General features: G+C 66.6%; 8 protein-coding genes. 4 read left to right on the top strand and 4 right to left on the bottom strand.

Annotated features, from left to right (window positions below; all coding sequences use genetic code 11):
• Both VFG33_RS40915 and VFG33_RS40910 read left to right on the top strand, forming a co-directional pair.
• Positions 1-267 (top strand): alpha/beta fold hydrolase (locus tag VFG33_RS40915; RefSeq protein WP_325058433.1); only part of this gene is annotated, 267 nt, incomplete at its 5' end.
• Positions 268-347: 80 nt separating this feature from the next.
• Positions 348-1,460, top strand: a complete 1,113-nt coding sequence (locus VFG33_RS40910; RefSeq protein ID WP_325058432.1) for a serine hydrolase domain-containing protein — start codon at positions 348-350, stop codon at positions 1,458-1,460.
• 8 nt (positions 1,461-1,468) lie between these two features.
• On the opposite strand, the gene VFG33_RS40905 is transcribed toward VFG33_RS40910, so the two are convergent.
• Positions 1,469-3,712: a galactose-binding domain-containing protein gene (locus tag VFG33_RS40905; protein ID WP_325058431.1), complete on the bottom strand. Its 2,244-nt coding sequence runs from the start codon at positions 3,710-3,712 to the stop codon at positions 1,469-1,471.
• A 189-nt stretch (positions 3,713-3,901) separates the two neighbouring features.
• The gene (locus tag VFG33_RS40900) at positions 3,902-4,795 is read right to left on the bottom strand and encodes a LysR family transcriptional regulator (protein WP_325058430.1); all 894 of its coding nucleotides are present in this window, start codon (positions 4,793-4,795) and stop codon (positions 3,902-3,904) included.
• 133 nt (positions 4,796-4,928) lie between these two features.
• On the opposite strand from VFG33_RS40900, the gene VFG33_RS40895 reads away from it, so the two are divergent.
• Both VFG33_RS40895 and VFG33_RS40890 read left to right on the top strand, forming a co-directional pair.
• Positions 4,929-5,675 (top strand): SDR family NAD(P)-dependent oxidoreductase, encoded by a 747-nt coding sequence (locus VFG33_RS40895; protein ID WP_325058429.1) that lies wholly within the window; start codon positions 4,929-4,931, stop codon positions 5,673-5,675.
• A gap of 19 nt (positions 5,676-5,694) precedes the next feature.
• The gene (locus VFG33_RS40890; protein ID WP_325058428.1) at positions 5,695-6,546 is read left to right on the top strand and encodes an alpha/beta fold hydrolase; all 852 of its coding nucleotides are present in this window, start codon (positions 5,695-5,697) and stop codon (positions 6,544-6,546) included.
• Between the two features lie 64 nt (positions 6,547-6,610).
• Here VFG33_RS40890 and VFG33_RS40885 read toward each other — a convergent pair whose 3' ends face one another.
• Complete coding sequence (locus VFG33_RS40885) at positions 6,611-7,516, bottom strand: hypothetical protein (RefSeq protein ID WP_325058427.1); 906 nt, start codon at positions 7,514-7,516, stop codon at positions 6,611-6,613.
• A gap of 56 nt (positions 7,517-7,572) precedes the next feature.
• Positions 7,573-8,604 carry a LacI family DNA-binding transcriptional regulator gene (locus tag VFG33_RS40880; RefSeq protein ID WP_325058426.1) on the bottom strand — a complete coding sequence of 344 codons (1,032 nt, stop codon included), beginning with the start codon at positions 8,602-8,604 and terminating at the stop codon, positions 7,573-7,575.
• Positions 8,605-8,606 lie beyond the last annotated feature (2 nt).

Below are 8,606 nucleotides of genomic sequence, written 5' to 3'. Positions count from 1 at the left end.
GAGAAGGCGCAGCGTGCGAGTCAGCTCGGGACCATGTTCGCGGCTGTCGACTGCCGGCCACGGTGGCGGGAGCGGCTCGGCGAGATCACCGCGCCGACCCTGGTGGTGCACGGGGACGAGGATCCGTTCTTCCCGCACGGGAACGGGGTGGCGCTGGCCGCGGAGATCCCGGGCGCCACGCTGCTCACACTCCCCGGCATCGGCCAGGGCGTGCCGCGCGCGACGTGGCCGGTCGTCGTGGACGCCCTCTTGCGCCACACCTCCTGACTGAACGAAGCAAAACCTGATCCAGCCTCGTGGATCTCTTTCGAGAACTGTCTGGTACGCCGTTCGGTAGTGTGCTGGCGATGAGGGAGTTTGTGGAGGTTGTGGCGGCGGCCGAGAAGTTGGTCGAGTCCGGTGAGGTTCCTGGCGCTGTGGTCGGGGTGACTGATGGCGAGCGGCAGTGGGTGCACGCGGCCGGGGTGGATCGGCCGGGTGGTGCGGCGCTGCGGTCGGACGCGGTGTTCCGGATCAGCTCGATGACCAAGCCGCTGACTGCCGCGCTCACTCTCCAGTTGGCCGCTGACAAGGTGCTTGCGCTCGACGACCCCATCGAGCGATGGCTGCCTGAGTTGGCCGAGCGGCAGGTCGTACGGCGGCTCAACGGGCCGCTCACCGACACCGTGCCGGCCGACAAAGCGCCGACGGTCGAGGATCTCTTGACGATGCGGCTCGGATTCGGGTTCGCGTTTGAGGTCGACACCTGCCCGGTGGCGGACAAGGCCGTCGGCGCGGGACTCGGCATGGGGCCGCCGAGGCCGTCCGCGATCCCGCACGACCCGGACGAGTGGGTACGCCGATTCGCCGAGCTTCCGCTGATGGAGCAACCGGGCACGCAGTGGCGCTACGAGTTCGCGTACTCCGTGCTCGGCGTACTGCTCTCCCGCGCTACTGGAACCGACCTGCCCACGCTGTTCGACGACCGCATCCTCACCCGACTCGGCATGACCGACACCGGGTTCGCCGTACCGCCGCATGCTCGCGAGCGCCTGATCCCGTGCTTCACCGATGGCACGACCCTCTTCGACGACGCGTCCGACAGCGACTGGCTCGAGCTTCCGACCTTCCCGCACGCCGGCGGCGGCCTGGTCTCCACGGCGTCCGACTACCTCACCTTCGTCGCGACGTTGCTGACCGGCGAGGCTGAAGCGATGACCATCGACCGCCTCACCCCGGAGCAGCGATCAGGTCCGTCCGCGCAGATCTTCCTCGGCGGCGAAGGCTGGGGATACAGCGTGCAGGTACGTCAGCGCGGCCCTGGCACACCCGCCCGGTACGGCTGGGGCGGCGGCCTCGGCACCCTCTGGTACTCCTACCCCGACCACGGCATCGGCGCAGTACTGATGACCCAGCACTTGCCCCCGTCACCCGCCACGATCGCAGCCCTCACCGACACTCTGGACGCGACCCTGACCTGACGAAGTTGTTAGCCCTGGCGGGATCGCACTTCGACTTCGGCCAGGGATAGTGGGTCGGTGGGGGATTCCAGTTGGACGCGGACGTAGCGGCCGCTCAGGGTGTTGAGGTCGACGATGGTCGGGCGTCCGGCCTGGCCCGGTTGGTGGAGGGCCGTTACGCCCGGTGCCGTGCGTGCCGCTTCGAGCGAGTCTCCGGTGATCGGGGTGTCGGAGACGAGCACCCAGTAGTTCGCCAGGCGCTCGGCGCAGCAGTCTGCTCGGTTCCAGATCGCGAGCTCGTCGATGGCGTAGCTCTTGCCGAGGTCCACCTGCCACCATGCCTGGTTGGACGGTTCCGCTGTGTGGGTGACGGATTCCCCGCCCCAGTTGCCGTCGGGGTTGCCGTCAACCGCTCGGCTGGCGATGCCGTCATAGGCGACACCTGACTGCGTGGCTTGCTTGCCCAGAGCAACATTTGGTGCAGGTAAGGCGGTGTTCAGCCCTTTGTCGTAGTGGTTGCCCGCGACCCGGATGTCTGAGGTCCCGGTGAACGTGAACAGCGGCGAGGTGTACGGCGGGTGCTGCGGCCCGTCCAGCCGTCGGACGGTGTTGCCGGTGAAGCGGAAGCCGCCGACGCTCTTGGTGTTGATGACGGTGACGTCACTGATCTCGAATCTGTTCTGCTCGACCGAGATGTTGTGGTGCACCGGCTTCGCCGGGTCGACCACCTTGTTGGTCGGCTCCACGAAGATGACCGGACCGCTGGGCCTGGTGAACCGGTTCCCGCGGATGGTGACGTCGGCGACGGCCCCGGACTCGTACCACGAGGAGGCGTCGGCGGAGATGTAGATGCTGGACATGGTCATCCCGTCGAACCGGTTGCCGGTGATCAGCACCGGCTTGCGGGTGGTGACCAGGACGCCGCGGGTCGGCACGTTGCGGAAGACGTTGTCGGAGATGAGGACGGACGGTGTGTAGGTGATGTTCTCCGCGACCGTGCCGCCGATCTCGACTCCGGCCGGGAGCGGCCGGTCGAAGGTGACGGTCATGGTGGTCAGCGGCTTGGTGTGGTCCATCCCGCTCGGCCCGTCCACCGCGGTGACGACGGCCGGGCCGCCGGCGAGCGGGGTCATCGTGCGCTTGTTGACGAACTCCACCTCGTTGCCGGGGTAGAACTGCGGGAAGCCTGCCGTCTCGCGGTGTTTGTAGGCGAGGGTGACCGTGTTCGGCGCCGGCTGATCGACGACCTCGAGATAGGTGCCGTGGATGTTGATCGGGTCGTCGTGCGGGCCGTCGAAGACGTTCCGGGTGATCTTGACCTCGCCCTTGATGCCGGACATCTGCACGAAGTCGGCGAACGAGGCCGTGGTCCGGCCGGACTTCGGGTCCGGTGCGAAGTTCACCTTGTCGATGGTGATGTCCTCGCTGAACTGGCCCACGATGCCGAAGGTCTGCAGGTAGTGGGCGTTCAGCGAGCGCATCGTGACGTTCTTCGACTCCCAGATGAACGCGCCCGGCTCCTCCCGCTCGATCAGCCGCATCTGGTAGACGAGCCCGGCGTCCGACGGCGGGGTCGCGGTCGTGTAGTCGATCCGGATCTTGCGCCCGCCAAGGTCGGTGACCGCGGCGACGTCGGTGAACATCGGGTTGCTGCTGCGCCAAGTCCGCTGCGCCACCGGGTCGTGGATCTGGGTGTACTGGAGGCCGTCGACGCCCGACCAGTACGGCGTACCGGTGGCCGGGCTGGTCTCGCCGAGCCAGGTGATGTGGGTACCGTCCACCCGGTACGGGCTGCCGGCAGGGATCGACAGGATGCGGTACGCACGTCCGTCGGTCACGCCCGCGGCGGCGACTGTGGCGTCGATGACCTTCGGTGCGGCGTAGTCGAAGGAGAAGTTCGTGAACGTCACGTTGGTCGAGCGGATCGAGGCGAACGCCGTCTGGAGACCGTGGTAGACCAACTTCGCGCCGCGACCGTCGATGGTGACGTCGCGCATGTCCTCGACGAGCAGCCCGATCTTCTTGTCCCGGTACCGTTGGTCTGCGCCGACGGTGTTGGACACGTACAGCTCACGCGTCTCGGCCTGCTCGGGGAACAGTTGGTAGGTGCCCTTCGAGAAGACGATCTTCGTCGGCCGACCGAGGCTCTTCGCGTGCCGCAACGCCGCGGTGACCGCAGGGGCGGAGTCGGTCCGGCCGGTGGGATCGGCGCCGAAGGCAGCCACATCGACGATCACCGGCGCTGCAGCCGACGCCGCGGCTGCGGGACCCAAACCACCTCCGGCTAACACAAGCGCCATCCCAAGCATCGCGATCCGAGACATAGGCCCCTCCGAAGCATCCGGCAGTTCACACGAAACATCCTATGAATACCTAGAAATAACGACGGGTTACCCGCCCGTGACCCGGGCCGAGTCTCGAATACATCGGACCTCTGTGTCAAGAACTCAGCGACCTCGGAGTCAGTGCTTCTGGTTCGGCCGGACCAGTTCGTCGAGCCGTGAGCGGAAGAGCTTGAGGACTGGTGAGGTGTTCAGCTTGCTGTAGCCCACCGCTATCTCGATCGTCGGGGTTTCGCCGTCCAGCGGACGGCTGACCACGGACGGCGGCAACAGGTTCTTGGCGTACTCCGGCATCAGCGCCAGCCCGCGGGTTGATACGACCAGGGACATGACCATCGCCAGGTTGTCGACTCCGTGATCCAGTTTGATGTCGAGCCCCATGCGGCGGAAGTAGTCCTCGGTGACGGCATGCAGCACGGTGGCCTTGTTCGAACCACCGATGAAGATCTCACCGACGAAATCCTGCGGGCGGATCGCGTCCCGTGTGGTGAGGCGATGGTCGCTCGGCATCAGCACGATGAGCGGCTCCCGGTCCACCACGATGTATTCGAGGTCATAGCCAGGCTCCACGCGCAGGAAGGCCAGGTCCAGCCGGCCGCGGGCGAGCGCTTCCGCGAGGTCCGGCGAGTAGTCGCTGGAGACGACGACCTCGATGTTCTTCAGTTCGTCGTGCAGCACCTGCATGGCCGGAGGCAGCCAGTTCATCTCGTGCCCGGTCTGGAAGCCGATGGCCAATGTCTTCCGAGCTGGTTGCGCGGCCCGGCGTGCCGTTTCGACGGCGGCGTCGACGTGCATGAGCGCCTGGCGGGCGTGATCGATGAAGCCCTTGCCCGCGGGGGTCAGCTCGACCCCCTGAACGCTGCGCGAAAGCAGGTCGACGCCGACCTCCTTCTCCAGGTCCCGGATCTGCCGGCTCAGCGACGGCTGTGAGGTGTGCAGTCGCCGCTCGGCCGCTTCGGTGAGGCTGCCGGCCTCGGCCACGGCGACGAAGTACCGAAGATGTCGCAGCTCCATTTGCACTCCCATGCCTGTCAGGTATGCCACCAGCCAACAAAGTCTTTTTCATTCCCACCCCACGCGCCTAGCTTTGCGGACATGGCAGCCAGATGCCATATCTCTCAAGTCATACCTCACAGGAGCTGAAGACATGGAAAAGCCCGTCATTCTGATCACCGGAGGGCTCACCGGCATCGGCCGCGCGAGCGCCGTCGCCTTCGCCAGGTCGGGCGCGAAGGTGGTCGTTGCCGGTCGGCGCGACGGGGCCGGCAAGGAACTCGCCGAGGAACTGCGCTCTCTCGGCGCGGAGGCCGAGTTCATCAACGCCGATGTCCGCAACGAGGACGAAGTCCGGGAGCTGGTCGACCAGACCGTGGCTCGCTTCGGCCGTCTCGACATCGCCGTGAACAACGCCGGCACCGAAGGCCGGCCCAGTCCGATCACGGAGCAGACCGCTCAGACCTATGCCGAGACGTTCGACACGAATGTTCTCGGCGTGATCCTGAGCATGAAGCACGAAGTCCGGGTCATGCAGAAGCAGGGGAGCGGCAGCATCATCAACATCTCCTCGACCTATGGGCACGAGGGTGCCGCCGGAGCGTCGGTCTACGTCGGCAGCAAGCACGCCGTCGAGGGCATCACCAAGTCGGTGGCGTTGGAGACCGCCAACTCGGGAATCCGCGTGAACGGCGTCGCGCCCGGGCCGACGGACACCGGCATGTTGACCCGTTTCACCGGCACGCCCGAGAGCAAGGCGGCTCTGGTGACGGAGGTTCCCCTGGGGCGCCTCGCCCGCACGGAAGAGCTCGCCGACGCGATCGTCTTCATCGCTTCGGACCAGGCGTCGTACATCACCGGTCACATCCTCAACGTCGACGGCGGTCACAGTGCCAACTGATCCATCAAAGGAGTCTGCTTTGAGTAGCGCACCCACGCACAACACCGCACCGACACAGTTCGTCGAGGTCGACGGGGTCCGCTTCGCCTACCGGCGCTTCGGCAACCCGGCCGGTACTCCGATCGTGTTGCTCCAGCACTTCATGGGCAACCTCGACAACTACGATCCCGCGATCACCGACGCGCTCGCCCTCGGCCGCGAGGTGATCCTCACCGACAACGCCGGAGTCGGACTGAGCACCGGCAAAGCGCCCGAGTCCGTGGCCGAGATGGCCCGGGATGCAGCCTCGCTGATAGACGCTCTTGGTCTCGAGCAGGTCGATCTGTTCGGCTTCTCGATGGGGGGATACGTCGCTCAGCAGCTCACCGTCGATCGACCCGACCTCGTCCGGCGCTTGATTCTCGTGGGCACCGGTCCGCGCGGCGGAGACGGCATGGGCCAGCTGAATCCGGACGTCGCACCGCTGTTCGGCAAGGTCTATGACCCGCAGGATCTGATGTGGCTACCGATCTTCTTCACCCCGTCGGAGTCGAGTCAGGCCGCCGGCCGCCGGTTCCTCGAGCGCGTCCGGGCGCGAACCGAGGATCGGGACCTCCCCGTTTCGGAGGCCACGGTCAACGCGCACCTGGTGGCCGCCCGTGCATGGGGAACGGCCGAGCGGGGCAGCTTCGACTACCTCAAGGAGATCCCGCAGCCGGCGTTGGTGGTCAACGGCAGTAACGACATCGTCGTCGCGACCGTCAACTCGTACATCCTGCAACAGAACCTGCCCAACGCGGAGCTGATCCTCTTCCCGGACTCCAACCACGGATCGCACTTCCAGTACTACGAGTCGTTCATCGAATACGTGACCAACTTCATCGATCGCTAGGCACGCGACTGATCGGTGTCCGCGGAGGACACCGGTCAGTCATGTGATGGTCAAGTGACGAGTATCAGCACCTGATCAGGAGGCCGGTCAGTGCTGCGCAGGATCGGGTTGCGCGGTCGTTGGACGGGTTCGGATCGCCCGGGGTGCTCTGGGTCCGCTCGGCCGAGGCCACCAGGGTGCCGAGGGTGAGGAGTCCGGCGTCTGCGGTGAACCGCTTGGTGGCGGTGGCGCCGGTGGCCAGGGTTGCGACATCACAGGTGAGTGTCCTGGTCCCGGGGACTCGCGTGCAGTCCGAGGATCCGGAGTACACGAGTCCTGCTGGGAAGGTGGCGGTCAGCCGGATGGTGCCGGCGGTGGCTGGGCCGTTGTTCTTCACGGTGATCGTGTAGGTGACCCGCGACACGAGGAGCCCGCGCGCCGAGGCGTTCAGCGACACCGCGAGGTCGGTTTGGTGCAGCTGGATCGAGAACACCGGTCCGTCCAGAGTCTCGAAGGAGAAGTCGTCGCCGACGAACTGGTGCTGCAGCGTGAACTGCGCCACCGCGACGTCTTCCTTGATCTTGAAGGTGAACACCACGATCCGGCTCTCGCCGGCGGGCACGTCGCCGAGCTCGCCCCGGTAGCTGCCGCCGAACACTCGGCAGGGCACGATCGTCCCGGTGCACGACACCAGGTCGGCGACGTCGCTGAGCAGCAGTTCCTTGGCGCGCAGCGATGCCTTGGCGCCGTTGATCGTGAACGCCTGGCCGTTGGAAACCGTCTGGGTGACGGTGAACGTGTCACCCGGCGCCAGCGAGGTCGCGCTGACCTCGACCGCGCTCGATGGTTCTGCCGCGCCGGCTACTTGCGCGCAGCCACCAGGCCGACACCGACCACGACCGTCATCAGCGCAGCACGCAGCAACTTCAATGAATGCATAGCAAAGCCCCCCAGCCCCTAAGAAAACTACAGAATAAATCCCCCACACCACGGACGGTGCTGGAGCTGAGTATGGTGCCCCACGCACCCGTGACAACCACCGATCGCCTACGACAAAGCGGCGGATGGCAGGCGGGCGGGTTCGGCGGCAGAGCCTCGTACTACGAGTCGGGTGGCGAGCTCGACGTGGTGGGAGTCGACCTTCTCGCCTGCCGCTAGGCGGAGTGCTGTTCGTAGGGCGACGGCTCCCATTTCCTGGAGGGGTTGCCGGACTGTTGTCAGGGGTGGGGAGGCGAGTCTTGCGACTTGGGTGTCGTCGAAGCCCACCAGGCTGAGGTCTTCGGGGACGCGGAGGCCGCGGGCCCGGGCGGCTTCCATCACTCCGAGCGCTACTTCATCACTTCCGGCGAAGATCGCGGTTGGTGGTTCCGGCAGGTCCAGCAGGGCTGCGCCGCCGAGCAGGCCATCGTCGTACAGGAAGTCGTGCAAGCGCACGTACTCCTTCGGCACCGGTGCGCCCGCGGCCTCCATTGCGCCGCGGAAGCCGTTCATCCGCGCCTGGTTGCAGCCTGCGGTGGGCGGTCCGCCGAGGTAGGCGATGCGCCGATGTCCCAGCGACAGCAGGTGTTGTGTGGCTGCCAGGCCGCCCGCGAAGTTCGTCGATCCCACGCTCGTCACGTCCGGTTGCGCGACGTTGAGTGGGTCGACGACGACCAGCGGCAGGCGCGCCCGCGACAGAGCGGCAAGGTCGGCAGCGGTCAGGTCGCTGGTGACGCCGATGGCCGCGCGTCGCCCGGTGGCGGTCAACTCACGCACCCATTTCGCGGCCCGGCCGGTGCTCGGCATCCGCGGGCGCGAGCTCACCACGACGTCCACGCCGGCTGCCTTGCCTTCCTCCAGAACGCCCTGGACGACCTCCAACGAGTAGCTCGTCATCACGCCTTGGAAGAACAGTTCGACCGTGGCCCGCTCGATCGGCTCGGGGCGCCGCCCGACGTAGTCATGCTGCCGGAGAACCTCCTGCACCCTGGCCCGGGTCGCCTCCGAGACGTCGCTCCGGCCGTTGAGCACCTTGGAGACTGTCGCGACGGAGACCCCGGCGGAGGTCGCGACAGTCGACAGCGTGACGCGGCGTCTCAACT

This window comes from Kribbella sp., from assembly GCF_035687465.1.
Classification (GTDB): domain Bacteria; phylum Actinomycetota; class Actinomycetes; order Propionibacteriales; family Kribbellaceae; genus Kribbella.
The sequence above is the reverse complement of the archived record's forward strand: the minus strand, read 5'-3'. Positions and strand labels throughout refer to the sequence as shown.

Excerpts from the sequence above, each read along its gene's own strand:
- VFG33_RS40900 (WP_325058430.1), bottom strand. The coding sequence starts at position 4,795 with ATGGAGCTGCGACATCTTCGGTACTTCGTCGCCGTGGCCGAGGCCGGC.
- VFG33_RS40910 (WP_325058432.1), top strand. The coding sequence starts at position 348 with ATGAGGGAGTTTGTGGAGGTTGTGGCGGCGGCCGAGAAGTTGGTCGAG.
- VFG33_RS40895 (WP_325058429.1), top strand. The coding sequence starts at position 4,929 with ATGGAAAAGCCCGTCATTCTGATCACCGGAGGGCTCACCGGCATCGGC.